The following is a 25,038-nucleotide window of genomic DNA, read 5'->3' as shown; positions in this document are numbered from 1 at the left end:
ATGCATTTCCCCCGTGATCACATACGTTCACCGCCATGAACGAACGTCCTTCGGCCCTCCATTCCACGCCCATCACGCTCAACGGTAAACCCTTGAGCTTTTCCGATATTGCCCGCATCGGCGCCCGCAAGGTGCGCCTCGTGGCCGATGCTGACGCCATGGAGCGCGTCGCCAATGCGCGCGAGGTCGTCGAGACCGCCATTGCCAATGGCCAGCCCGTCTACGGCTCGACCACCGGCGTCGGCGCCATGAAGGATGTCGAGTGGACCGATGACCAGCTCGATGCCTTCAACATGGGCCTCGTCCGCGCGCATCACTTCGGCACCGGCGATGCGTTCTCAAGCGACATCATCCGCACCGCCATGGCGATCCGCGTCAACATGGCGCTGACCGGCCGCGTCGGCTGTACGACGGGCCTCGTCGATGCCTTCCTGGCGCTGCTCTCGACCGACGTCGTTCCCGTCGTCCGCCGCACCGGCTCCATCGGCTGCGCCGACATTGGCCTGATGGGCCAGATCGGCGCCGTACTGACCGGGGCAGGGGAGGCGATGTTCGACGGTCGCCGCCAGCCGGCTGAGGAGGCCCTCAATGCCGCCGGGCTGAAGCCCGTCCGCCTCGCCCCGCGCGATAGCCTTGCCTCCATTTCCACCAATGCCGTCGGCTATGCCGCCGCGGCGAAGGCCATCCGCGACGCTGCTGCCGTCACCCGCGTCATGCTGGCTACCGGCCTCACCACCGCCGGAGCGCTCGGCGCCTCGCGCGATCCGTGGAAGGCCGTGGCCCATGTCGGCACCGAGCGTGAGGCGGGGATCGGCGCCTGGCTCTATTTCAACGCCAAGGGCTGGGACTGGCCCGACGCCACCCATATCCAGGATCCGCTCTCGCTGCGCATGATGAGCCAGGTCTTTGCCACCGGCTTCGAGACGCTGGTTGCCGCCGGCAAGACGCTGATGGCCGCCACCGGCCGCACCGACGACAATCCGGTGGTCGCCGGCGGCCAGGTCCTGACCTCCGGCGGCTCGCTGCCGCTCGACGTAACCGTCTTCCTGCAGACCGCCCAGCTCGGCCTCGCCCATATCGCCCGCAACAGTTTCAATCGCTGCGTGCTGCTCGGCAATGGCCAGCGCCGCGACCTGCCGGTCAATCTCGTCATGCCGGGCTGCATCGCCACCGGCTTTGGCCCAGTCATCAAGCTGGCCGGCGAACTGTTTGCCCGCGTCCTCACCATGACCAATCCCATCTCGGCCAATTCCATGGTCGTGGCCGGCGGCATCGAGGACGAGGCGACCTTTCTGCCGCTGGTCGTGGAACGCCTCGAACGCCAGGTCCTGGCCCTGCGCCGCCTCGCCGCCATCGAGGCCATGCTCTCGGCCCAGGCCATGGACATCTCCGGCGATACGCCCGGCAATGTCCCTGGCATCATCTATTCGCTGGTGCGCCGCCATGCTGACACATATCGTCAGGATCGGCCTTTATCGGCAGAGGTCGAGGCCGTCGAAGATGCTCTGGCATCGGACGAACTCATGAACGAACTAATTTCTCACTCAGCGATTATGGAGTTGGACGAGTTTTTCGCTTTGGGGCCAGTCAGCTAGCAAGCACGGCCTCGCTCAATTCTCGCAAGACGTTACGTTAGGGACAGCCGGGGCCACGCGTCAGTGGATCGCTCGGAGAAAACGGAGAAACCAATGCGCCTCACTTCCAAGCTTCTGACCGCGGCCGCCGCGCTCGCCATCACGGTGTCCGCAGCCAACGCCCAGGTCGTCGTTTCGTCCAAGATCGACACCGAAGGTGGCGTTCTGGGCAATATCATCAAGCAGGTGCTTGAAGCCAACGACATCGCCGTCACCGACCGCATCCAGCTCGGCGGCACGCCCATCGTGCGCGAAGCCATCACCGCCGGCGAAATCGACATCTATCCCGAATATACCGGCAACGCCGCATTCTTCTTCGAAAAGGCCGATGATCCGCTCTGGAACAATGCCGAAAGCGCCTATGCCGAAGCCGCCAAGCTCGACTATGACGCCAACAAGATCGTCTGGCTCTCGCCCTCGCCCGCCAACAACACCTGGGCCGTGGCCCTGCGTGGCGATGTCGCCGAAGCCAATAGCCTGACCACCTTCACCGAATTCGGCGCCTGGGTTGCCGGCGGCGGCGAGGTCAAGCTGGCCGCATCGGCCGAATTCGTGAACTCCCCGGCGGCGCTGCCAAAGTTCCAGGAAGTCTATGGCTTCACCCTGACGCCCGACCAGCTCGTGACCCTTTCGGGTGGCGACACGGCCGCCACCATTGCCGCTGCGGCCCAGCAGACCAATGGCGTCAACGCCGCCATGGTCTACGGCACCGACGGCGGCATCGCCCCCTCGGGCCTGGTGGTTCTGGAAGACGACAAGGGCGTGCAGCCCGTCTATCAGCCTGCCCCGATCATCCGGGAGGAAGTGCTCACGGAATACCCGCAGATCGAAGAACTGTTGAAGCCGGTCTTTGAAGGCCTGACCCTCGAAGTGCTGCAGGAACTCAACGGTCGCGTGCAGGTGGGTGGTGAGGCTGCCGCTACGGTTGCGACGGACTACCTGACGCAGGGCGGTTTTCTGGAATAACATCTTAGGGGTGGTGCACGCCGCCACCCCATTCTTTGGTTCGCACCAAGTGAACTACACCCTCGATGTCATCCCGGCCTTGAGCCGGGACCCATCCCGAGATCGTGTCACAGCCGCAAGGTGGTTCTGACGGGCACGACGACCTAGCGGCCGTGATGCCATCTCAGGATGGGCCCCGGCTCAAGGCCGGGGTGACACCGAGTATGCGCAAAGCGCTGTGGGCACTCCCGGCGCTATCAATCAGAAGGCAGTTCAAGCCAGCATGAGCATTGCCGACACATCCTCATACCGCCCGCGCCGGATCGCCATCGACAAGCTCGGCGTCCTCATCGGCCTGATCATCCTCGCCGGCGCCGTCCTGCCCTTCGCCCTGTTCCGCGCCAATCGCATCGTGCTCGGCGAGTCCCGATCGCTGTTCGACGCCCTGCCCAGCTTCCAAGGCGGCTTTCTCGTCGGCGTCCTCGTCGTCAGCTTTGCGGTGGCCGTTCTGCGCACGTCCGTAGTCGGCAAGCTGACGGCCGGCTTCGGTGCACTGGCGGTTCTTTTCGTGCTGATCGGCTGGTCGGCCACCTATCTCACCCCGCCCGAAGACACTTTCGCCCGCGTCTCCCCCGGCGCCGGTTTCTGGCTGCTGGTCTTCGCCTTTGCGCTGCTCGTCACCGATGCGCTGACACGGTTGAAGTTCAAGCCGCTGATCCGCATCGGCATCCTTGTCGCCGTATGCCTCGCCATCGCGGCGCTGCTGTGGAGCGGCGCCTGGAACAATCTCTCCATCCTCAAGGAATATGGCACGCGCGCGCCCGCCTTCTGGGCCGAGGCCCGCACCCATCTGGCGCTGGCCTTCGGCTCGGTCGCCATTGCTACCGTCATCGGCATTCCGGTCGGCATAATGTGCTACAAGATCAAGCCCTTGCGCGCCGGTGTTCTCAATGTGCTCAACATCGTTCAGACCATTCCCTCCATCGCGCTCTTCGGCCTGCTGATCGCGCCCTTGGCCTGGGTCGCCGCCAATATCCCCGGCGCCTCCGCCATCGGCATCTCCGGCATCGGGGTCGCACCGGCCATGGTCGCGCTCTTTGCCTATTCGCTGCTGCCGGTCGTTTCCAACACGGTGGTGGGCCTCCAAAGCGTGTCGCCCGCCGCTGTCGATGCCGCCAAGGGCATGGGCATGACCGGGTCGCAGCGCCTCTTTGCTGTCGAACTGCCGCTGGCTTTCCCGGTGATCCTCACCGGCATCCGCATCGTGCTGGTGCAGAACATCGGCCTCGCCACCATTGCCGCTTTGATCGGCGGTGGCGGCTTCGGCGTCTTCGTTTTCCAGGGCATCGGCCAGACGGCCATGGACCTGGTGCTCCTGGGGGCCGTGCCCACCGTGGCCCTGGCCTTCGCCGCCGCCGTGGTGCTCGATGCACTTGTAGAAATGACTTTGCGCGGAGGGCGCCCGGCATGATCGAAATTGACGAGATCACCAAATCCTATTCCGGCACCGTCGTGGTCGACAGGGTCAACCTCACCATCGAGCCGCATTCCATCTGCGTCATCGTCGGCACCTCGGGCTCCGGCAAGACCACGCTCATGCGCATGATCAACAAGCTGGTGACGCCCACCTCTGGCCATATCCGCATCGATGGCGAGGACATTGCCTCCATTCCCGCCTACGAGCTGCGCCGCCGCATCGGCTATGCCATCCAGGGCCATGGCCTCTTCCCGCATCGCAGCGTCGGCCAGAACATCGCCACGGTCCCGAAACTCCTCGGCTGGGACAAGAAGAAAACCGCCACCCGCGTCGATGAATTGCTCTCGCTGTTCCAGCTCGATCCGGCCCAGTTCCGTGACCGTCTGCCCCATGAACTCTCGGGCGGCCAGCAGCAGCGCGTCGGCGTCGCCCGCGCCCTGGCGGCTTCGCCCAATATCCTCCTGATGGACGAGCCCTATGGCGCGCTCGATCCGGTCATCCGCGCCAAGGCGCAAGAAGACCTGCTCGCCATCCAGCGCAAGATGGGCACCACCGTCGTGTTGGTCACCCATGACATGGAAGAAGCCATCCACCTCGGCGATACCATCGCTGTGATGGACAAGGGCAAGCTGCTGCAATGCGCCAAACCCTCCGAGATCATCGCCAATCCGGCGACGCCCTTCGTTGCCGAACTGATCGGCACCAGCGAACGCCCCTTCCGTCTGCTGTCGCTCGCCAAAGTCTCCGACCATATCGAGCCGGGTGAGGGCGCCGGTGAACCCATCGAAGCCTCCGCCTCGCTGCGCGATGCCTATGCCGAACTGCTCTGGTCGGGCCGGCCCGCCCTGCCGGTGCGCCGCGATGGCGCCGTGGTCGGCCAGGTCACGCTCGCCGCCCTGTCGCGCCTCGCCGCGAGGCCGCAATGACCATTGGCAATCTCATAAGGCTGGTCGCCTTCGTCGCCTTGGCGCTGTTCCTGATCAATCCGGAACTCTTCGCCGGCTTCTTCAGCCTCTTCACCAAGAACGGCCAGCCCGCCATCTACAATCAGGGCGGCCTGCTCGACATCACGCTCAACCACCTTGCCATCGTGCTGGCGGCAACGCTCGCCTCGACCATCATCGCCGTGGGCCTCGCCATCGTGGTCACCCGCCCTTTCGGCGCCGAATTCCTGCCGCTGTCGCGCTCGCTCGCCAATATCGGCCAGACCTTCCCGCCGGTCGCCGTGCTGGCCCTCGCCGTGCCCATGCTCGGCTTCGGCACCGCCCCGACGCTGGTCGCGCTCTTCCTCTATGGGCTGCTGCCGATTTTCGAGAACACCCTGACCGGCCTCACCAACCTGCCACCCACCGTCACCGACGCCGCCAAGGGCGTCGGCATGACCGGCTGGCAGCGGCTGGTCAAAGTCGAACTGCCGCTGGCCCTGCCGGTCATCCTCGCCGGCATCCGGCTCTCGGTGGTGATTTCGCTGGCGACGGCCACCATTGGTTCGACCGTTGCCGCGCGGACGCTGGGCGAGGTGATCATCGCCGGCCTGCTCTCCAGCAACACGGCCTTTGTGCTGCAGGGTGGCTTGATCGTCGGCGTGCTGGCTGTCTTGATCTATGATGCGCTCTCGGCGCTCGAACGTCTGCTGATGGCCCGGACCGGGCAACTGGGAAGGGCCGCGGCGTGAGGTCTGTGTTCCCGCCCTCGTGGTTCGAGGCTCGCAAGGGCTCGCACCTCACCATGAGGTCTCAGGGGCCTTTCTGATGACAGAGGTTTCAACTGGCTCTTCCCTATCAGTAGCCCTCATGGTGAGGTGGGAGCGAAGCGACCCTCGAACCACGGGGGCGTGCCACCTCAAATCTCGAGGAAACTAGCATGTCCGATTTCGATCTCGTCCTTTCCGGCACCGTCGTGCTGCCCGACCGCATTGTGGAAGAGGGCTATGTCGCCGTCCGCGATGGCAAGGTGGATCATGTCGGGCAGGGGGCTTCCCCGGCCGCCAGCGAAAAACACGACCTCGGCAATGCCCTGATCCTGCCCGGCGCCATCGATGCGCAAACCCATTCGCTGAGCCAGAAGGACCAGGAGGATTTCATCTGGTCGACCCGCTCCGCCGCGGCCGGTGGCGTCACCACCATTGTCGACATGCCCTATGACGAGGGCAATCTCGTCTGCTCCGCCGAAGCCGTCCGCATCAAGGTCGATCACGCCAGCCCGCAGGCCCGCGTCGATTTCGCCCTCTATGGCACGATCAACCCTGAAGAAGGCGCGGCCCGCATTGCCGAACAGGCCGCTGCCGGCGTCGCCGCTTTCAAATTCTCCACCTTCGGCACCGACCCGATCCGCTTCCCCCGCATTCCCCCGGCCCTGCTCGAAGAATGCTTCGCCGCCGTGGCGAAAACCGGCCTCACTGCCGGCGTGCACAATGAAGACGATGAAATGGTCCGCGCCGCCATGGCCAAGGTCAAGGCGGCGGGCATCACCGACTATCGCGCCCATGCGCTGAGCCGCCCGCCGCTTACCGAATTGCTGGCCTCGCTGCAGATCTATGAAACCGGCGCCGTCACCGGCTGCCCCGCTCATGTCGTTCATTGCTCGCTCGGCCGCGGCTATGACATCGCCCGCAGCTACCGCGACCAGGGCTATGCGGCCACCATCGAAGCCTGCATCCACTATCTGACGCTCGACGAGGAAAACGATGTGGCGCGGCTTGGCGGCAAGGCCAAGATCAACCCGCCCATCCGGCCGCGCGTCGAGGTGGAAAAGCTCTGGGAGCATGTGATGGCGGGCAATGTCACGCTGGTCTCGACCGACCACGTCAGCTGGTCGGAAAACCGCAAGACCAACCCCGACATGCTGGCCAATGCCTCCGGCGTGCCCGGCCTCGAAGTCATGGTGCCGCTATTTGTCATGGGCGCCCTCAAGCGCGGCGTGCCGCTGACCTGGGCGGCAAAACTCATGGCCGAAAACCCGGCCCGCCACTTCCGCCTCGATCATATCAAGGGCGCGCTCACCCCCGGCTGCGACGCCGACATCACCGTGCTCTTCCCCCGCCCATCGCGCTATGACGCGGCGGCCAGCGGGCACAATGTGGTCGGCTGGAGCCCCTATAACGGTATCGAACTGCCCTGGACCGTTGGCCTCACCTATCTCCGCGGCCAGCAGGTCTTTGACGGCACCAGCGTCGCCCAGCCCGGCACCGGCCGCTTCGTCCGCCCGGAGCCGCGCGCATGATCCCCAATGCCCCCATCCGCGCCACCCGTATCGCGGCCGATATCGACGCCCTCGCGGCGATCACCGAGCCCGGGCGCCCCTGGACCCGCCGCGCCTTCACGCCCATGTTCCTCGAAGGCCGCAAGTGGCTCGAAAAATCCATGCAGGAGGCTGGCGCCGTCACCCGCGTTGATCCCGCCGGCAACCTGATCGGCACTATCCCCGGCCGCCGCCCGGACCTCGGCACCATCATGCTCGGCTCCCATTCCGACACCGTGCCCGATGGCGGCCGCTACGACGGCATTGCCGGCGTCATCACGGCCCTCGAAGTCGCCCGCGCCTTGCGGGACCAGTCGATCATTTTAGACCACACGCTTGAAATCGCTGATTTTCTCGCCGAAGAAGTGTCGATCTTTGGCGTCTCCTGCATCGGCAGTCGCGGCATCAGCGGCACCCGTCCCGCCGAGTGGCTGACCCGCGAGAGTGACGGCCAGACTCTGGAGCAGGCCATAATCGCGGTCGGCGGCAACATGCTCCACCCCGCCCAGCGCGACGATATCAAGGCCTTCCTCGAGCTCCATATCGAGCAGGGCCCGGTGCTGCAGAACGAGCAACTCGACATCGGCGTCGTCACCGCCATCGCCGGCATCACCCGCGTCGAAATCATTGTGGAGGGCCGCGCCGACCACGCCGGCACGACGCCCATGAACGCCCGCCAGGACGCGCTGACCACCGCCGCCTGGATTGCCCTGGGCGTCGAGGAACTGGCTAGGGCCCTGTCCGCTGGCGAGGAACATTTCGCCGCCACCGTCGGCGAATTCGAAATGACGCCCAATGCCGCCAATGTCGTCCCAGCCCGCGTCCGCATGCTGATCGACGCCCGCGCCGAAAACCGCGACGACATGGAGCGTTTCATCGAGGAGCTGGGAAACGGCGTTGCCGCCATTGCCGAAAAGACCGGCGTCACCGTCCAGCCCATTCGCATCGTTTCCGACAATCCGCCCACGCCCGGCGATCCCGACCTGCTCGACGTGCTCGACGCCGCCTGCGAAACCGCTGGCGCCCGCCATCGCCGCATGGCCTCCGGCGCCGGCCACGACACCGCCTGGATGGCCCGCATCACCAAATCGGCCATGATCTTCGTGCCTTGCGTCGACGGCCGCAGCCATGCGCCGGACGAGGCTGCATCCACCGACGACATCGCGCTGGGCGCATCCGTACTTCTCGAAGCGGTCAAGACGCTCGATATCACACTGCAAGGGGGAATCTGAATGGGCCGCATCCTGACCGAAAAGGACGTCGAAGCCGCCGTGCGCGGGGGCTCGATCTATGCGGCGGGCGGTGGCGGCTGGGCCGACCACGGCCGCATGCTGGGCACGGCGGCCGTCAATGCCGGCCAGCCCGAACTGGTCTCGGTGGAAGAGCTGGATGAAAACGACTGGGTCGCCACCGCCGCCGCCATCGGCGCGCCGGCCTCGACCACGCCCTGGGAAATGCAGGGCGTCGATTACATCAAGGCCGTGCAATTGCTGCAGGACGCTCTGGGCGAAAAGCTGAGCGGCCTCATGGTCGGCCAGAACGGCAAAAGCTCCACCCTCAACGGCTGGCTGCCCTCGGCAATCCTGGGCACCAAGGTCGTCGATGCCGTAGGCGATATCCGCGCCCACCCGACCGGCGACATGGGCTCCATCGGCATGGCCGGTTCGCCCGAACAGATGATCCAGACCGCCGTCGGCGGCAATCGCAGCGAGAACCGCTATATCGAGCTGGTCACCCGCGGCGCCACGGCGAAAGTCTCGCCCATCCTGCGCACCGCCGCCGACATGTCGGGCGGCTTCATCGCCTCCTGCCGCAACCCGCTGCGCGCCAGCTACGTCAAGCAGCACGCCGCGCTGGGCGGCATCTCGCTGGCCCTCAAGCTCGGCGAAGCCATGATCGCGGCCGAGGGCAAGGGCCCCGGCTCGATGATCGACGCCATCGTAGAGACCACCGGCGGCACCATCCTCACCAAGGGCTATATCACCGACATCGACGTCACCTACACCAAGGAAGCCTTCGACATCGGCAAGGTGACCATTGGCGAGGGCGACAAGGCGACGACGCTCCACATCATGAACGAATATATGGCCGTAGAAGACGCCGGCGGCACCCGGCTGGCCACCTTCCCCGACGTCATTACCACGCTCGACGCCGCCGGCCAGGCACTCTCCGTCGGCCAGCTCGGCCGCGGCCTCTATATCTTCGTGCTGCACGTCCCCAAAACCATCATTCCGCTCAGCTCATCTGTGCTGGATCCGGCGGTTTATCCCTTCGTCGAAGACCGCATGGGCATCGATCTGGCGAGTTACGCGCTGGATCGGGGGCGGCGGGCATCGGACGCAAAAGACTAACCCCACACTCGATGTCATCCCGTCCTTGAGCCGGACCCATCCCGAGATCGACCCACAGCCGCAAGGTCGATCGAACAAACACCTTGCGGCAGGCCAGAAATCTCAAGATGGGCCCCGGCTCAAGGCCGGGGTGACACCGTGGGTGTGAAACCACCGGTGGAAACCAGAACAGTCTGTTGATGCCTCCGGAGAAGGAGCAAAAAATGCCCACACCCAATCCCCGCCACCCCAATTTCCCCATTCCCGGTGGCCCCGAGCTGCGGGCGAAGGGCTGGCGCCAGGAAGCCCTGCTGCGCCTCCTCGAAAACGTCCTCTCCGTCGGCGAGAACCCCGATGACCTCGTGGTCTATGCCGCGCTGGGCAAAGCCGCGCGCAACTGGGCCAGCCACAAGGCCATCGTGCAAACCCTGCTCAGCATGGACGAGGACCAGACCCTCATCATCCAGTCCGGCAAGCCGATTGGCCTCTTGAAAACCCACTCAAAAGCCCCGCTGGTCATCATGGCCAATTGCAATCTCGTCGGCCAATGGGCCAAGGCCGAGGTCTTCTACGAGCTGGAAAAGAAGGGCCTGATCTGCTGGGGCGGCCTCACCGCCGGCGCCTGGCAATATATCGGCAGCCAAGGCGTCATCCAGGGCACCTATGAAATCTTCATGCGCATCGCCGAAAACCGCTTCAACGGCTCGCTCGCCGGTCGCTTCATCCTCACCGCAGGCCTGGGCGGCATGGGCGGCGCCCAGCCCCTGGCCGGCCGCATGGCCGGCGCCGCCATCCTTTGCCTCGACATCGACGCGGAACGCGCGGCCAAGCGCAAGGCCATCGGCTATCTCGAAGAAATCGCCCCCGACCTCGATACGGCCCTCGCCATGATCGAAAAGGCGGTCGCCGAAAAGCGCGCGACGTCCATCGGCCTTGTCGGCAATGCCGCCGAAATCTACCCCGAGATCGCCCGCCGCGGCATCGTGCCCGATATCGTCACCGACCAGACCAGCGCCCACGACCTCGTCTATGGCTATGTCCCCAAGGGCATGAGCATCGAGGAGGTGAAACGCCTGCGCGTCGACGGTCAGGGCCAGTTGATGGCCGCCAGCCGCGCCTCGATCGTCGACCACGTCCGCGCCATGCTGGCCTTCCAGCAGGCCGGTTCGGAAGTCTTCGACAATGGCAACCTGATCCGCACCCATGCCCAGGCCGGCGGGGTCGAAAATGCCTTCGACATCAAGATCTTCACCGAAGCCTATCTGCGCCCGCTGTTTGCCCGCGCCATCGGCCCCTTCCGCTGGATGGCGCTGAGCGGCGACCCCGAGGACATTCGCAAGATCGACGACAAATTGCTGGAGATGTTCCCGGACAACAAGATCGTCACCAATTGGGTGAAACTCGCCCGCCAGCACGTGCCCTTCGAAGGCTTGCCCGCCCGCATCGCCTGGCTCGGCCACGGCGAACGCACCGCGCTGGCCCGCGCCGTCAACGCCATGGTCGCCGATGGCACGCTTGCCGGCCCGGTCGCCTTCAGCCGCGACCATCTCGATGCCGGCGCCATGGCCCATCCCAATATCATGACCGAGAGGATGAAGGACGGCTCCGACGCCATTGCCGACTGGCCCTTGCTGGATGCCATGCTGCTCTGCTCCTCCATGGCCGATCTGGTCGTCGTCCATTCCGGCGGTGGCGGCTATGCCGGCTACATGACCTCGGCCGGCGTCACGGTCGTGGCCGATGGCACGCCCGGCGGCGACGAGCGCCTCGATCACGCCCTCACCAATGACACGGCCCTGGGCGTCATGCGCTATGCCGATGCGGGGTATGACGAGAGTTTTGATGAGATCGAGAAGAAGGGGATTGGACACATAAGGGTCTAGGATTGTGCCACGCCCTCGTGGTTCGAGGCGCTGAAGAAGCGCACCTCACCATGAGGGCTGTTGATTGCTCAGTGTCTCTGGAACCCATCTCCCAGTAGCCCTCATGGTGAGGTGCGAGCTCTTGCGAGCCTCGAACCACGGGGGCGTGCCACGATCCTCCCTCATAACCCCATCGTGAACACCTCTCGCGCAACGCCAGCATGCGTCACCCGTTGGGCTCCCGTAACCCACGGAGACCACTGCATGATCCGCCTCGCGCCCCTGCTCACATCGACGCTGCTGACCACGGCCCTCCTGGCTGGCCCGGCCTTTGCACAGGCCGAAACCGCGCCACCCAATGCCCCCGATCAGACACCCGCCTTTGAGGGTCAGACCCGCGCCCCCGAGCCGGAAACGGCGACGGCAGTCACCACCGAAGTGGTGGCCGAAGGCCTGCCGCATCTTTGGGCCATGGAATTCCTCCCCGATGGCCGCATGCTGGTCACGGCCAAGTCCGGCGCCATGCATATCATCGGCGAAGACGGCACACCCGGTCCGGCGATCACGGGCGTGCCCGAAGTCGATGCGCGCGGGCAGGGCGGCCTGCTCGATGTCGCGCTGGCGCCCGATTATGAAGAACGCCGCGGCGTCTATTTCTCCTATGCCGAGCCCCGCGAAGGCGGCAATGGCACGACGGTCGCCATGGGCACGCTGGTGCCCGACGACAATGGCGGCGGCGAGCTGCAGGATGTCCAGACCGTCTTCCAGCAGACCCCGACCTATGACGGCGACAAGCATTACGGCTCGCGCCTGGTCTGGGGCCCAGACTATGAACTCTATGTCACCGTCGGCGAACGCTCCGACGACGTGACGCGGCCCCAGGCCCAGGAGCTGGAAAGCGGCCTCGGCAAGGTTTTCCGCATCACCGAGACAGGCGCGCCCTTCGAAGGCAATCCCTTTGCCGAGACGGAAGGTGCACTGCCCGAAATCTGGAGCCTTGGTCACCGCAACACCCAGTCGGCTGCGCTTGATGGCGACGGCCGCCTGTGGATCGTCGAGCATGGCACCAAGGGCGGCGACGAACTCAACCGTCCCGAAGCCGGCGTCAATTACGGTTGGCCCGATGTTGCCTATGGCGTCGAATATAGCGGCGAACAGATCGGCGATGGCGTGACCGAAAATGCCGAAACCACCCAGCCAGCCTATTATTGGGACCCGGTGATCGCCCCCTCCGGCATGGCCTATTATGCCGGCGATGAATTCCCCGCATGGGAAAACACCTTCATCATCGGCGGTCTGGTATCGCAGGGCCTCGTGGTCGTCCATCTCGATGGTGACACCGTCGTCTCCGAAGAACGCATCCCTCTCGAAGCCCGCGTCCGCGATGTGAAGGTTGGCCCGGATGGGGCGGTTTATGCGGTGACGGAAGATCCCCAGGCTGGGACGTCGACGATTGTCCGCGTGACGGCTGGATAGGCGCCTAAACCGCGATGCCATGAGAGCCACGCTCGAATGGCACCCGGCCACGCCCTCGTGGTTCGAGGCTTTGCTGCGCAAAGCACCTCACCATGAGGGCTGTTGGTAGATCGATTTCTTCGTAGCCCTCATGGTGAGGTGCGAGCCCTTCGCGAGCCTCGAACCACGAGGGCGTGGCAGGGTGTTGATAAAGCTCGCTACACCTCATTCCGCCAACTAAACTGCGGCGAATACCCCAGCATCCGTTTGGCCTTTTCGATGGACAGCAGCGTCCCGTTCTGCGTCATGTTCCCCTTGGTCGGGACCCCGGGAAACACTTCCGCCAACAGCGACATGTTCGACCGGCTCATCACCGTATCTGCATTGGCGATGATGAAGGCTTCGAACCCCTTGAAATCGGCCTGGATCGCCCGGCGCACCGCCTGCGCGCCGTCACGCGCATCGATATAGCCCCAGAGGTTCCATTTCCGGCTCTTTGGATCGGCGTCGAACTTGGGAAAACCGGCATAGTCCTCCGGGTTCATCACATTGGAAAAGCGTAAGGCCACGATGCGCAGCTCCGGGTCCCAGCGGCAGAATTGTGCCGCCATGGTCTCGTCCAGAAGCTTGCCCAGCGAATAGGCACTTTCCGGTCGCGGATAATACTCCTCGTCCACCGGCGCATAGGGCGGCGGCGTGTCGAAGGGCAGGCCGAGCACCGTCTCGCTCGAGGCAAAGACAATGTTCTTGATGCCTGCCAACCGGCTGGCTTCGAAGACATTATAGGTCGTCGGCACATTGTCGGCGAAGGTCTTGGCATTGGCCGCCAGCCCCGGCGCCGGAATCGCCGCCAGATGCACCACGGCATCGAACGGCCCCTTGCGCTCGTCGACGCCGCCCAGGATCGCCGCGGCCACTTCGCCGAAATTGGTCAGGTCGATCTTGATGCTCGGGCAGATCGGTTGCTTCAGTGCCTGCTGATCAAGGTTCAGCACCTCATGGCCATGCGCAATCAGGTCCCGCAGAACCGCCTGTCCCAGCTTGCCGCTGCCACCCGTGACCACAATCCTGCTCATCCTCGTCTCCCTTTTGTTGGGCACAAGACTAGGCGGTAAGCCGTCGGCTGCCAATCGTTCCGTCCCACCCAAATGGGTGAGGCGAGGCAGCGCGAACTGGTGTTCAAGCACGCAATGTTCACGCAATGCGCTGCGCACAGGATGAACGCATTCTGAACAGACCCATCACGGTCAGTTCAACGGCGTCGGGGCATCATGCCTCCACAATCGACATGTCCAGGGGGACATCATGAACAAGCGTCAGGAAAAACTGCTCATCGCCACGCTTTGCGGGCTGGTGATCGTTTCGGCCGGTGCCTTTGCGGTGCAGCCGGCCATGGCCAAGGCCAAACCCGAATCCCGCGTGCTGATCGTTCAGACACTGACCGTGCCGCAATTTTGATTTCGTGCCGACCTCCAGATTGACTTTTCCGGTCCTGCGCTGTTCCTCAAGGACAGTCTGGACCGGAGTTTTTTCTGATGGATGCCAACCCCATTCTTGCCGAAACCCTGCGCGGCAACTGGGTCGAAAACCGCCATCGCGGAGCCTGGGTCATTGTCGATGCCACGGGCGCAGTCATCGCCTCGCAAGGCGATATCGAGCGCCCCATCTTCCCGCGCTCCGCCATCAAGTCCATGCAGGCGTTGCCGATCTTTGCGCGCCAGGCCGAGGGCAGGTTCCATCACAGTGACGAAGAGCTGGCTCTGGCCTGCGCCAGCCACCATGGCGAAGATGCGCATGTGAAGACCGCCAACCATCTCCTCACCCGCATCGGCCTGTCTGCGGCCGATCTCGAATGCGGCGCTCATGCCCCCACCAATGCCGCCGCCCGCGAGGCGCTGCGGGCTTCGGGCAGCGAGCCGAGCCCCCTGCATAACAATTGTTCGGGCAAGCATTCCGGCATGCTGAGCGTGGCCCTCGCCATGGGCGTGCCGACGGCGGGCTATGTGGGCCGCGAACACGAAGTGCAGAAGGCCGTGCGCGCCGCGGTCGAAGCGGTGATCGGCGAAAGCCTCAGCGAAGAAAAATGCGGCACCGATGGCTGCTCCATCCCGACCTTTGCCGCGCCGCTCCGCGCTTTTGCCCTGGGCTTTGCCCGCATGGCATCGGGGCAGGGGATTGCGCCTGACCTCGCCACGGCCGCGCAGCGCCTGTTCGACGCCGCGACCCGCCATCCCCATCTCGTCGCCGGCACCGGCCACCCCGACACCATGCTGATGGCCGCCTTCAAGGGCCGGCTGATGCAGAAGGTCGGCGCCGAAGGCGTGCAATGCGGCGCCATCCGCGACAAGGGCTGGGGCTATGCGCTGAAATGCGACGACGGCAATATCCCGGCCAGCCAGGCCATGCTGGCCGCCATGCTGCTCAAACACGCCGATCCCGACGCTGAACAGACAAAAATCCTGGAAGGCCTGGCCCACCAGACCATCAAGAGCGTGCGCGGTGCTGAGGTCGGGGAGTTGCGGGCGGTTTCCTGAAACCCACCAACCTCCCCCCCACCCCCGATGTCATCCCGGCCTTGAGCCGGGACCCATCTCGAGATGGATGGGCTGCCGTAAGGTATTGGTGATCAAGCACAACGACCTCGCGGCCGTGGAGAATTATCGAGATGGGCCCCGGCTCAAGGCCGGGGTGACATCGAGTGTTTGGGTCGCCCGGTGACGGCCCGATCAAAAAATCACATTCGCATACCTGGCCGCATTCACTGCCAGATCCGTCTCCACCACCTCGTCCCAGGCCATGCCCACCACGTCATGCGCGCTGGAGGAGATCACATTGTCCCCGATCCGCACTTTGCCGGCGCCCTCGACCACGCTGACGCCGATCCCGTAATTGCTCTCGGTCACCACATTGGCTGTGATCACCACATTGCGCAGGAAGGCTCCATAGCCCGCCGCAATGGCGACGCCCGGCACCTGGGTGACGGTATTGCCCGAGATCGCCGTGTCCGCCTCGGCAAAGATGCCGATCGGGAGCGTGTCGGGATTGACCGCCGATACCGGCAGGATATTGCGCACGATATTGGCTGAACACACCGCCAGCGCCCCGCCGACATCGAAATTGGTGATCGATATGCCAGTCGCGGCGGTGTCCACGATATTGTTGGCGATGATCGAGCCGGAGAATTCGAACTCGGAGAAAATCGCCACCTCGCCGGAACGAAGACACATATTGCCGCTGATCTGGCTGTTCCGGGTGCCGTTCAGCCGCACGGCGGTAAAGGCACAGTCGGCGATGTGATTGTCGGCGATGATCACTTCATCCGCCTTGAACACATTCACCCCATTGCCATTCTGCCCATTGCCGCCGCCGACCCAGTCGACATTGGCGATGCGGTTGCTGGAAATGATGGTCCCATCCGACCCGCTCTCGCTGCGCCAGATGCGGATACCGGCATTGCCGCAGCCATCGATCCTATTGCCGGTGATCAGCAGTCCAAGACTGTCCATGGAGTGGATGGCGGCGTCGCCGAGATTGTCGAAAGTACAATCCCGAATCCTGGCCCCGGCATTGCTCAGCGACACCCCGACATCGGCATCGCTGAAACGGCAGCGCTCGAGGGTGATCTCCGAACTGTTTGAAATGGTCAGCGCATTGGTCCCGCCGCTGATCGCAATATCGCGCAACACCACCGAAGCCATATCGGCAATGCGCAGGCCAGACCCGTCGGGAAGGATCGCGATCTCGGTCTGACCCGGCACGCCTTCGACGATCACATTGCCGGGCAGGTCGAGGGCGCTGATGCGGATCGTCCCTGTTGGCAGTCGCACACTTTGACCGGCAGCGCTGGCCCGTTCCAAAATTGATCGTACAAGTTCGGACTGGTCATCAGACAAGTTGCCCACGAGCCCCTCGCTCGATGCGTCGAGCATGCCCTGCGCATGGGCTGCGACGGGCAAAACGGCGGCACTAGACAAGCATGCTTTCAGCATGCTGCGACGGCTGAGGCGAAGGGCATGGGTCATGGTCCGATCATGCCTTTCCAGACCTGGACTGCCTACTAGCAATGGAAAACAGAGTTACGAGTTGTCCCACACTCGGGCAGGCGGCTATAAGAACGCAACGCAAGGCAAGGGTGCGCAATGCTCGCTGACGACAAGATTTTCCTCGGGACCAGCACGCAGCCCGAATATCTGGCGCTGAAATATGGCAACCGCCACGGCCTCGTCACCGGCGCCACGGGCACCGGCAAGACCGTGACCTTACAGGTTATGGCTGAAGGATTTTCCGCCGCCGGCGTGCCGGTCTTTGCCGCCGATATCAAGGGCGATCTGAGTGGCGTCGGCAAGCTGGGCGCGGCCCAGGGCTGGCAGACCCAGCGCGCCAGCGACATCGGCTTTATCGACTATAAGGACGACGTCTTTCCGGTAATCTTCTGGGACCTGTTCGGCCGCCAGGGTCATCCGATCCGCGCCACAATTTCCGAAATGGGTGCCTTGCTGCTGAGCCGCATGCTGCAGCTCAACGACACCCAGGAAGGTGTCCTCAACATCGCCTTCAAGCTGGCCGACGACGAAGGCCTTTTATTGCTTGATCTCAAGGATTTACGCGCTCTTCTGGTGGAGATCCAGGAGCGTAGCAAAGAGATTTCCACCCGCTACGGCAACGTCTCGCCGACCTCCATCGGCGCCATCCAGCGCGCCCTTCTGGTGCTCGAACAGCAGGGCGCCGAGAACTTTTTCGGCGAACGCTCGCTGGAAATCGCCGACCTGATGCGCGTTGACCGCGACGGCAAGGGCTTCATTTCCATCCTCGCCGCCGACGAATTGATGCGCTCGCCGCGCCTCTACGCCACCTTCCTGCTCTGGATGCTGAGCGAACTTTTTGAGGAGCTTCCGGAGGTTGGCGACGTCGACAAGCCCAAACTCGTCTTCTTCTTCGACGAAGCGCACCTCCTCTTCGACGACGCGCCAAAGGTGCTGATCGACAAGGTGGAACAGGTCGTCCGCCTCGTCCGCTCCAAGGGTGTCGGGGTTTATTTCGTCACGCAGAACCCCGTCGACATCCCCGAATCGGTGCTCGCCCAGCTCGCCAACCGCGTCCAGCACGCCCTCCGTGCCTATACCCCGCGCGAGCAGAAGGCGGTGCGTGTCGCCGCCGAAACCTTCCGTCCCAACCCGGCTTTCTCGACCGAAGAGGTCATCACCCAGCTCGGCATCGGCGAGGCTTTGGTCTCGGTGCTCGAAGCCAAGGGCATTCCCTCCATGGTTGGCCGCACGTTGATCCGCCCGCCGTCGGCGCAGGTCGGCCCGCTACTGCCCGAGGAGCGTCGCGCCATCATCGCCAACTCGCCCGTCGCCGGTCTCTATGACACTGTCGTTGATCGAGAATCTGCCTTTGAAGTGCTGGCCAAAAAGGCGCGCGACAAGCAATTGGCCGAAGAGCGCCAGCGCCAGGATGACGAGATCAGAAAGACCGAGCGCACCTATCAGGACGATAGGCCTCGCCGGACGTCCACCCGCCAGACTCCGGCCGAGGCCGCGATGAATTCGCTGGCCCGCACGGTGGCCAATCGCTTGGGAAGCGCGCTGGTGCGCGGCATCCTGGGCGGCTTGAAGCGGGGGCGATAAACCAATGACCGACCTCAATAATACCTCACCCATCGTCGCCGTCTTTGCCTCCGACAGGGGGCCGGGCGATCCCGAACGCGCCTCGATCATGAGCCAGGCTGGTACCTATTTCGCCAAGCGCGGTGCCCGCCTTCTCTGCCTCGCGGAGAACGGCGTCATCCCCGTGCCGTTGATAACCGCGGCCCGCGCCGCCGGTGGCCAGGTGCAGATCGTCGGCGACACCAGCGTCGTGCTGCCGCCGGCCCTTAATGGCGTGACCATGGAAGCCCTCGCCATGCGCGAAGAGCGCCTCGCCCGGGTCGCCCAGCTGGCCCATGCCTATGTGGCGCTGCCCGGCTCGCTCGCCTCTGCCTCCGCCCTGTTCGGCGCCTGGGTCGCGGCCAAATCACTGGGCAAGGCCCCTCCGGTGCTGATGCTCAACCGGCACAAGGCCTATGAAGTCATGCGCGGCTACGCGGCGGACGTGCTCTCGCCGGGGCTGGCGGGCTATGAACGCGCGGTTCAGTTTGCGGATAGCGTTGAAGATTTGTGGGCAAGATTGAGCCGGCTGGTGAACGAGGGGAGGTAACCCCTTGTTATTATGAGCGGCAATCGCTCGCTCCACACACGCGATGTCATCCCGGTCTTGAGCCGGGACCCAGCCTGAGATCTGTGTCCTGCCGCGAGGTAGCTGTGCCTGTCACCACTACCTTGCGGCTGGGGCCCGATATCGAGATAGGACCCGGCTCAAGGCCGGGGTGACACCGTGAGTATGGGGACAATACTGCCCCTAAAGTACGGAGGGTTCTCTTACCCCTCGAGCCCCGGATGCCGTGGCTTGCGCCGGTCCGGGAACAGCTGCACGACATTGTCGGTGTAGCGGCGGGCCGGTGCCGGGTGGGGCACGGGCATGAAGATGCGGTTGCGGCGTTCCGGGCCACGGTAGCTGCCGAAGACGCCGACAACACTGCGACCGCGCAGGCGGACCTGGATGCGTTGCAGCAGGTGGCGCGGCGACATGGGCTTGAGCACGACCTCGTCGATGCCGGCGCTGATCGCCTGGTGGCGCATCGGCGGCGTGATGGTGCGGGTGAGGGCGATGACCGGCACATCCTGGCTGATCAGCTCGCCATTGAGGCGGATGCCTTCGACCATCTCATAGGCCGGGCGGCCATCGCGGTCGAAATCGCAGACCAGGATGTCCACCGGTGCGATGCGCATATAGGCGATCAGCTCGATCTCGCTGTCGAACTGGCGCACCTTGAGGCGCGTATCGCCCGCCACCACCATCGCCAGCAGCGATGATAGCGCAGGATTCGCCGCGATGATGGCAACGACCTTGCTAGGTGCGGACAATGGCTTCCCCCGAATAGTAAATGAACCGTTACCACGCACGGCGGCGTGATTGAAGCGCCGGGTTCGGCAAATGGCTAATGAGCGGGGGAAAGCGCCACAAAAGCCTGTCGGACAAAGAAAAGCCCGCCAGAGGCGGGCTGAACGGATCGGATCGGGAGAGTCTTTCTTTCGTACCCCCACCTATCCTCCCCCTGAAAAGGGGGAGGGACCCTGCGGTGCATGTGGCACGATAGTGGATAGCCCCGATCTGATCCCTACCCCTATCAGGGGGAGGTTAGGTGGGGCTATCCTCCAAGCCTTACGCCGTGGCTTCGTCGAACATCAGCTCGACATGTTCCCAGTTCACGAGGTTATCGAACCAGGCTTCAAGGTACTTCGGGCGCGCGTTGCGATAGTCGATGTAGTAGGAGTGTTCCCACACGTCGACGCCCAGCAGCGGCTTGCCGCCATGAACCAGCGGCGACTCGCCATTGGCAGTCTTGGTGACTTCGAGCTTGCCGTTCTTGATCGACAGCCATGCCCAGCCCGAACCGAACTGGGTGGTGCCGGCAGCGATGAAATCGGTGCGGAACTTGTCGAAGCCGCCCAGGTCGCTGTCGATCGCAGCCTGCAGCTTGCCCGGCAGCTTGTTGCCGCCGCCATTGGGCTTCATCCAGTTCCAGAAATGGACGTGGTTGTAATGCTGGCCAGCGTTGTTGAAGAGGCCGGCATTCTTGCCGAAGCTTTCCTTGACGATGTCTTCGAGCGGCAGGATTTCGAGGCCCGAACCTTCCAGCAGCTTTTCGCCGTTGGTGACATAGGCCTGGTGATGCTTGTCGTGATGGAATTCAAGCGTTTCGGCCGACATGTAGGGGCCGAGGGCATCATAGGCGTAAGGCAGCGGCGGCAGAGTGAACTTGGTGGACAAAGGGGCCTCCATTTGGGTTAGACGCTGAGGGATAGTCGGCCTTTGGTATAGGCCGAATGTGACGACACAACAATCAGTTGGGTTTGAATGTTTCCAGTCCAACGGCATGTAGTGCGAAGGCATAGCATTCGGCGGTTTCCTTGAGACGGTCGAACCGCCCCGAGGCACCGCCGTGGCCAGCCCCCATATTGGTCTTGAGATAGAGCGGGGCCGTGCCGCTCTTGGTGGCGCGCAGGCGCGCGACCCACTTGGCGGGCTCCCAATAGGTGACGCGCGGATCGGTGAGACCGGCGAGGGCAAAGATCGGCGGATAATCCTTGGCTTCGACCTGCTCGTAGGGCGCGTAGGCGGCGATGCGCGCATAATCCTCGGCCGAGGCCAGCGGATTGCCCCATTCGGGCCACTCCGGCGGGGTCAGCGGCAGTGTCTCGTCGAGCATGGTGTTGAGCACGTCGACAAAGGGCACCTGTGCCAGGATACCGCCCCAGAGGTCGGGGCGGAGATTTGCGATGGCGCCCATCAGCATGCCACCGGCCGAACCGCCCTGGGCAACGATGCGCCCTTTGGCGGTATAGCCCTGCTCGATCAGCATTTCGGCGGCGGCGATGAAATCGGTGAAGGTGTTGGTCTTGTGCTCGCGCCGGCCCTGCACATACCAGCGATAGCCCTTCTCCATGCCGCCGCGAATATGGGCCGTGGCATGGACGAAGCCGCGATCGACCAGCGACAGGGCGGAGATGGAAAAGCCCGAAGGCATGGACATGCCATAGGCGCCGTAGCCATAGAGCAGGGTTGGGGCCGACCCGTCGAGCGCGAGGCCCTTGCGATAGAGCAGGGTGACCGGCACCAGCTCGCCATCGCTCGCTTTGGCAAAGAGCCGGCGCGTTTCATAGTCATCGGGATTGTGGCCCGAGGGCACTTCCTGCTCCTTGAGCAAAGTGCGTGTGCCGGTGTCGAGGTCGACATCATAGGTGCGCGACGGCGTGGTCGGCGAGGAATAGGTGAGGCGGAACACCGACGTATCGAATTCGTAGCCAACCGACATGCCCAGCGAATAGGCCTCTTCGTCGAACTTGACGGTCTCTTCCTTGTCCGTGCGCAGGTCGCGCACGACGATGCGCGGCAGGCCCTCGAAACGTTCGAGGCGCAGCATGTGGTTCTTGATGACAATGGTATCGAGGATCAGCACGCCCTGCTGGTGGGACACGAAATCGGTCCAGTTGGCGGCATCCGGACGATCGACCGGGGCGACCACGATCTTGAAGTCTTCGGCGCCATCGGCATTGGTGCGGATATAGAGCAGGCCGTCGCGTTCCTCGATGTCATATTCGCGGTCGGTGACCCGCGGCGCGACCACGCGCGGTGCGCCGCCGAGCTCTGCATCGATCAGCCAGCATTCGCTGGTCTGGTGATCATGCGCGTCGATGACGATATATTTGTCGCTCTGCGTGCGGCCGACCCCGACGAAGAAGCCGGGGTCCTTTTCCTCGAAGATGATGGGGTCATTGGCCTGGTCGGTGCCGATGACGTGAAGCTTCACGCGCCAGGGCCGGTGGTTGTCGTCATATTCGGTATAGTAGATGGCGCTGGAATCATTGGTCCAGACATAGGAACCGGCGGTCTCGGTGATGACTTCGGCGCTATCGGTGCCGGTGTCGAGGTCGCGAATGACGATGTCATAATATTCCGAGCCGGCGCGGTCGGCGGCCCAGGCGAGATAGCGGTGGCTGCGGTCATGCTCGGCGCCGGCAAAGCCGAAGTATTCGTCACCGGCTTCCACATTGCAGTCAAGCAGCACGGTTTCTTCGCCGCCTTCGCGCGGGGTGCGCACGATCAGCGGATACTGCTTGCCCTCAAGCATGCGCGAATTATAGGCGAAGGGACCGTCAGGCGAAGCGATGCCGCTGTCATCCTCCTTCATACGGCCGCGAATCTCTTTGTAGATCTTGTCCTGCAAGTCGCTTGTCGGCTTGCCGAATTCACTCTCGTAGTAAGTATTTTCGGCGTCGAGATACGCGCGGATCTCGCTATCCAGCGTCTCGGGCTTCTGCATGACCTCCTGCCAATTGTCCGCGCGCAGCCAATGATAGGGGTCGTCACGCTTTATAGTGTGGAAGGTGACGGAATGAGGCTTGCGAGCGGCAGCGGGAGGCGTGAGCTTGGTCATGGAACGTCCGGACGAGAGTGGTCTCTCCACATAGGCTCGATGGAGTGCCAATGAAAGAGGGCCTTGGCCCGCTTGATTTTACGATAGGCATCCGTATTTATCCGCATTGCGGCCCGGATCGAATTACAGGGTGCCGCCTGCGTTCACGGTGTCCGGTTTGTCGGCAAGCGCAAATAGCGACAGAAGAACTGGCCATTCGGCGCGGCGACTAATGAGATGATCAAACTGGATCGTGTTTTTTCCAGTAATTGTCGCTGCCTGCGGCGAATCATCTCGTCTTAAAGTATCATTTTCCAGCAACCACAAGATATCGCATCACTGATCAATCACTGGTCTCTGGTGAGCGTTACCAACTAAAGTCGAAAAGTAGCCCAAGTTATAGGGGATGAATTAGTGGGCGGTAACATGTTAATTGTGGCGTATTGGGTTGCGAACCACAATGAACAGTCCTAGGAATGAATCATGGTTGTGACCGCCCCTGTCTCAACCCAATAAGAATAATGGAAGGTCGAAATATGAATGACATCACCGGTTCGGCGACCGGATACGAGCACGATCTGATCGAGCTCAGCTCCGACATCGTCTCCTCCTACGTGGCCCACAACTCCGTGAGCCTGACTGATCTGCCCAAGCTGATTGCCGATGTACATTCGGCACTGCGTGGTTTGCAGGGCAATGAAGTGCAGACGCCTGTCGAAGAACTCAAGCCCGCCGTGCCTGTACGCAAGTCTGTTGCAGCCGACTACATCATCTGCCTGGAAGACGGTAAGAAGTTCAAGTCGCTGAAGCGCCACCTGCGCACCCACTACAATCTCTCGCCGGAAGAATACCGCGAGAAGTGGGGCTTGCCCGCAGACTACCCGATGGTTGCTCCCAACTATTCGGCGACGCGCTCCAAGCTTGCCAAGGACAATGGTCTCGGCCGCAAGGCTGCCTGAGACTCGCCTGCGCTATACCACGATACGTCGCGTCCGTCCGGACCCCGGCGATAACCAAATTCAAACGGTCGCTCAAAAGGCGGCCGTTTGACATTTTTGCCCGCTGCTTCCAACTCTTTTTCCGCGCCAGGGCGTTCACGCTAAATCTCTGGCACTGCCGGATTCCCCAACAGAGCTTCTACGCAGATTTACCAAGTTCTGCGGTGACTTTTCCCCGCCCCCTCTTGTCTGGTTCAGAATGTAGGAATTAATTCTTACATTTTGGATGGACTAGATCATGCATCATACGCCTTCCACGACCCTTTCCCGCCGTGCCAGAGCGTGGCGCCGGCTGTCGAAATACCGTTGCGACGACGTCATTGCCTTGGTCGCGCGCACAAAACACGTTTCCATTTACGACCTTGTCGGGCGCAGTCGCGGTCCGACCACGTCGCGGGCGCGCCAGATCGCCATGTATCTCTGCCACGTCATCCTGAGCCGCAGCCTGAGCGAGGTTGGCACGGCTTTCGGACGCGATAGGACTACTGTCTCCTATGCCTGTGCGCTGATCGAAGACCTGCGCGACGATGTCGTTTTCGACCGCGACCTCTGCTTGCTCGAAGACATTCTGGAGGCACGGCTCCATGTCGCGTGACGAAGACACAGGACTGCTGCGCCTTGCCATGGCGCGCGGCGGCGAACCGGCCTTTCTCGCGCCGCATCAGCTCGAGGCGGCGCAACGGCTGGAGCGGCTGATCCGGCGGGCCCAGGTCATGCAGCGCGTGACTATGTCTTATAGTCCGGCCAGCGTCGGCACCCGCAACCGCTCCGCCAATGGCGTCGAGACCGCCAGCGACAGCGCCGCTGCGGCACGCCAGAAGCTCAACCAGCTCGCTGGCCGGCTGCCGCCCGACTGCTGGGGCGTGCTGCTCGATGTCTGCGGCCTGGGCAAGGGCATGCAGCAGATCGAGGTAGAGCGGCGCTGGCCGCGCCGCAGCGCCAAGCTGGTGCTGCGCATCGGGCTCGACCAGTTGGCAGACCTGTTCGGCCTGTCGCCCGCGGCCGAGGGCGTCCAGCAGGGCAGGGCGCGTCACTGGCTGCCGGACCGGCCAAGGATGTTCACCAAGGAACAGCCTTAACTA

At 63.5% G+C, this 25,038-nt stretch carries 23 protein-coding genes; 17 read left to right on the top strand and 6 right to left on the bottom strand.

What is annotated here, in order from left to right:
* Positions 1 to 35 precede the first annotated feature (35 nt).
* The 10 genes from P0Y65_11525 to P0Y65_11480 all read left to right on the top strand — a co-directional run bounded on the left by P0Y65_11525 (position 36) and on the right by P0Y65_11480 (position 12,964).
* Positions 36 to 1,595 carry an aromatic amino acid lyase gene (locus P0Y65_11525; protein ID WEK02840.1) on the top strand — a complete coding sequence of 520 codons (1,560 nt, stop codon included), beginning with the start codon at positions 36 to 38 and terminating at the stop codon, positions 1,593 to 1,595.
* Between the two features lie 93 nt (positions 1,596 to 1,688).
* Positions 1,689 to 2,600 carry an ABC transporter substrate-binding protein gene (locus tag P0Y65_11520; protein ID WEK02839.1) on the top strand — a complete coding sequence of 304 codons (912 nt, stop codon included), beginning with the start codon at positions 1,689 to 1,691 and terminating at the stop codon, positions 2,598 to 2,600.
* Positions 2,601 to 2,862: 262 nt separating this feature from the next.
* Complete coding sequence (locus P0Y65_11515; protein WEK02838.1) at positions 2,863 to 4,050, top strand: ABC transporter permease; 1,188 nt, start codon at positions 2,863 to 2,865, stop codon at positions 4,048 to 4,050.
* On the top strand, positions 4,047 to 4,982 hold the full coding sequence (locus P0Y65_11510; GenBank protein ID WEK02837.1) for an ABC transporter ATP-binding protein: 936 nt from the start codon (positions 4,047 to 4,049) through the stop codon (positions 4,980 to 4,982). The genes P0Y65_11515 and P0Y65_11510 overlap by 4 nt, the downstream gene beginning before the upstream one ends.
* On the top strand, positions 4,979 to 5,731 hold the full coding sequence (locus tag P0Y65_11505; protein ID WEK02836.1) for an ABC transporter permease: 753 nt from the start codon (positions 4,979 to 4,981) through the stop codon (positions 5,729 to 5,731). The genes P0Y65_11510 and P0Y65_11505 overlap by 4 nt, the downstream gene beginning before the upstream one ends.
* Before the next feature lie 188 nt (positions 5,732 to 5,919).
* Entirely contained in the window at positions 5,920 to 7,278 is a 1,359-nt protein-coding gene (locus P0Y65_11500; protein WEK02835.1) for a dihydroorotase family protein, read from the top strand.
* Positions 7,275 to 8,528 carry a Zn-dependent hydrolase gene (locus tag P0Y65_11495; protein WEK02834.1) on the top strand — a complete coding sequence of 418 codons (1,254 nt, stop codon included), beginning with the start codon at positions 7,275 to 7,277 and terminating at the stop codon, positions 8,526 to 8,528. Before P0Y65_11500 ends, P0Y65_11495 begins: the two co-directional genes overlap by 4 nt.
* A complete protein-coding gene (locus P0Y65_11490) occupies positions 8,529 to 9,647 on the top strand; it encodes a DUF917 domain-containing protein (GenBank protein WEK02833.1) in 1,119 nt (372 codons plus the stop codon).
* Between the two features lie 203 nt (positions 9,648 to 9,850).
* Positions 9,851 to 11,509 (top strand): urocanate hydratase, encoded by a 1,659-nt coding sequence (locus tag P0Y65_11485; protein WEK02832.1) that lies wholly within the window; start codon positions 9,851 to 9,853, stop codon positions 11,507 to 11,509.
* Between the two features lie 243 nt (positions 11,510 to 11,752).
* Positions 11,753 to 12,964 carry a PQQ-dependent sugar dehydrogenase gene (locus tag P0Y65_11480; GenBank protein ID WEK02831.1) on the top strand — a complete coding sequence of 404 codons (1,212 nt, stop codon included), beginning with the start codon at positions 11,753 to 11,755 and terminating at the stop codon, positions 12,962 to 12,964.
* Between the two features lie 197 nt (positions 12,965 to 13,161).
* Here the strand turns inward: P0Y65_11480 and P0Y65_11475 are convergent, their stop codons facing one another.
* Positions 13,162 to 14,019, bottom strand: coding sequence for an NAD(P)-dependent oxidoreductase (locus P0Y65_11475; GenBank protein ID WEK02830.1), 858 nt, complete (start codon positions 14,017 to 14,019; stop codon positions 13,162 to 13,164).
* A 229-nt stretch (positions 14,020 to 14,248) separates the two neighbouring features.
* On the opposite strand from P0Y65_11475, the gene P0Y65_11470 reads away from it, so the two are divergent.
* Both P0Y65_11470 and P0Y65_11465 read left to right on the top strand, forming a co-directional pair.
* Positions 14,249 to 14,401, top strand: coding sequence for a hypothetical protein (locus P0Y65_11470; protein ID WEK02829.1), 153 nt, complete (start codon positions 14,249 to 14,251; stop codon positions 14,399 to 14,401).
* A gap of 77 nt (positions 14,402 to 14,478) precedes the next feature.
* The gene (locus P0Y65_11465) at positions 14,479 to 15,477 is read left to right on the top strand and encodes an asparaginase (GenBank protein WEK02828.1); all 999 of its coding nucleotides are present in this window, start codon (positions 14,479 to 14,481) and stop codon (positions 15,475 to 15,477) included.
* A gap of 192 nt (positions 15,478 to 15,669) precedes the next feature.
* Here the strand turns inward: P0Y65_11465 and P0Y65_11460 are convergent, their stop codons facing one another.
* Positions 15,670 to 16,965, bottom strand: a complete 1,296-nt coding sequence (locus P0Y65_11460) for a TIGR03808 family TAT-translocated repetitive protein (GenBank protein WEK02827.1) — start codon at positions 16,963 to 16,965, stop codon at positions 15,670 to 15,672.
* Between the two features lie 117 nt (positions 16,966 to 17,082).
* Here P0Y65_11460 and P0Y65_11455 point away from each other — a divergent pair, with 117 nt between their 5' ends.
* A complete protein-coding gene (locus tag P0Y65_11455; protein WEK02826.1) occupies positions 17,083 to 18,570 on the top strand; it encodes a DUF853 family protein in 1,488 nt (495 codons plus the stop codon).
* Positions 18,571 to 18,574: 4 nt separating this feature from the next.
* Positions 18,575 to 19,138 (top strand): hypothetical protein, encoded by a 564-nt coding sequence (locus tag P0Y65_11450; GenBank protein ID WEK02825.1) that lies wholly within the window; start codon positions 18,575 to 18,577, stop codon positions 19,136 to 19,138.
* Between the two features lie 221 nt (positions 19,139 to 19,359).
* On the opposite strand, the gene P0Y65_11445 is transcribed toward P0Y65_11450, so the two are convergent.
* The 4 genes from P0Y65_11445 to P0Y65_11430 all read right to left on the bottom strand — a co-directional run bounded on the left by P0Y65_11445 (position 19,360) and on the right by P0Y65_11430 (position 23,285).
* Positions 19,360 to 19,905: a response regulator gene (locus P0Y65_11445; GenBank protein WEK02824.1), complete on the bottom strand. Its 546-nt coding sequence runs from the start codon at positions 19,903 to 19,905 to the stop codon at positions 19,360 to 19,362.
* A gap of 298 nt (positions 19,906 to 20,203) precedes the next feature.
* Positions 20,204 to 20,824, bottom strand: coding sequence for a superoxide dismutase (locus P0Y65_11440; protein ID WEK02823.1), 621 nt, complete (start codon positions 20,822 to 20,824; stop codon positions 20,204 to 20,206).
* A 61-nt stretch (positions 20,825 to 20,885) separates the two neighbouring features.
* Positions 20,886 to 22,979, bottom strand: a complete 2,094-nt coding sequence (locus tag P0Y65_11435) for a S9 family peptidase (GenBank protein WEK02822.1) — start codon at positions 22,977 to 22,979, stop codon at positions 20,886 to 20,888.
* A gap of 123 nt (positions 22,980 to 23,102) precedes the next feature.
* Entirely contained in the window at positions 23,103 to 23,285 is a 183-nt protein-coding gene (locus tag P0Y65_11430) for a hypothetical protein (GenBank protein WEK02821.1), read from the bottom strand.
* Between the two features lie 209 nt (positions 23,286 to 23,494).
* Here P0Y65_11430 and P0Y65_11425 point away from each other — a divergent pair, with 209 nt between their 5' ends.
* The 3 genes from P0Y65_11425 (at position 23,495) to P0Y65_11415 (ending at position 25,035) form a co-directional block, all read left to right on the top strand.
* Complete coding sequence (locus P0Y65_11425; protein WEK02820.1) at positions 23,495 to 23,917, top strand: MucR family transcriptional regulator; 423 nt, start codon at positions 23,495 to 23,497, stop codon at positions 23,915 to 23,917.
* 277 nt (positions 23,918 to 24,194) lie between these two features.
* A complete protein-coding gene (locus P0Y65_11420; protein ID WEK02819.1) occupies positions 24,195 to 24,551 on the top strand; it encodes a helix-turn-helix domain-containing protein in 357 nt (118 codons plus the stop codon).
* Complete coding sequence (locus tag P0Y65_11415) at positions 24,541 to 25,035, top strand: DUF6456 domain-containing protein (protein ID WEK02818.1); 495 nt, start codon at positions 24,541 to 24,543, stop codon at positions 25,033 to 25,035. The genes P0Y65_11420 and P0Y65_11415 overlap by 11 nt, the downstream gene beginning before the upstream one ends.
* Positions 25,036 to 25,038: the final 3 nt, after the last annotated feature.

Source organism: Candidatus Devosia phytovorans, from assembly GCA_029202405.1.
Classification (GTDB): Bacteria; Pseudomonadota; Alphaproteobacteria; order Rhizobiales; family Devosiaceae; genus Devosia; species Devosia phytovorans.
Note: the sequence above shows the minus strand (reverse complement) of the source record. Positions and strands in the feature narration are given on the sequence as shown.